1 pseudogene is annotated in these 562 nt (G+C 62.3%); it reads left to right on the plus strand.

Features of this window, described 5'->3' with window-relative positions:
- Window positions 1-225: 225 nt before the first annotated feature.
- A pseudogene (pgsA, locus tag DBR23_RS31430) lies at window positions 226-562 on the plus strand (CDP-diacylglycerol--glycerol-3-phosphate 3-phosphatidyltransferase); the annotation flags it as partial.

Genomic DNA, 562 nt, shown 5'->3' on the forward strand with positions numbered 1-562 from the left:
CGACTGTTGCAACGTTTTGGCGGGGTGCGTGGTGTGGCATCCGCGAGCGTGGAGGACCTGGCCACCGTGGATGGCATCTCGCATGAATTGGCAGAAGAAATTTACAAGGCATTGAGATAAGCCCCATGTGCCGTTCCACGGCCGCGCCGTGACACAATCGCCGCCATGTTCTGGACTATCCCCACCTTGATGACCTGGACGCGCATCGTCGCGATACCTTTGATCGTGGGGGTGTTCTACGCACCGCTGGACCCGGCCACGCGCAATCTCATCGCCACCGTGATGTTCGTGGTGTTCGCGGCCACCGACTGGCTGGACGGCTACCTGGCCCGCAAGCTCAACCAGACCTCGTCCTTCGGGGCTTTTCTGGACCCGGTGGCCGACAAGTTTCTGGTGTGTGCGTCGCTCCTGGTGCTGGTGCACCTGCAACGTGCCGACGTGTTTGTGGCGCTCATCATCATCGGCCGCGAGATCGCGATCTCGGCCCTGCGCGAGTGGATGGCGCAGATCGGCGCCAGCAAGAGCGTGGCCGTGCACATGATCGGCAAGGTCAAGACCACGG

The sequence above is a fragment of the Acidovorax sp. HMWF018 genome (genome assembly GCF_003061035.1).
Classification (GTDB): domain Bacteria; phylum Pseudomonadota; class Gammaproteobacteria; order Burkholderiales; family Burkholderiaceae_C; genus Acidovorax; species Acidovorax delafieldii.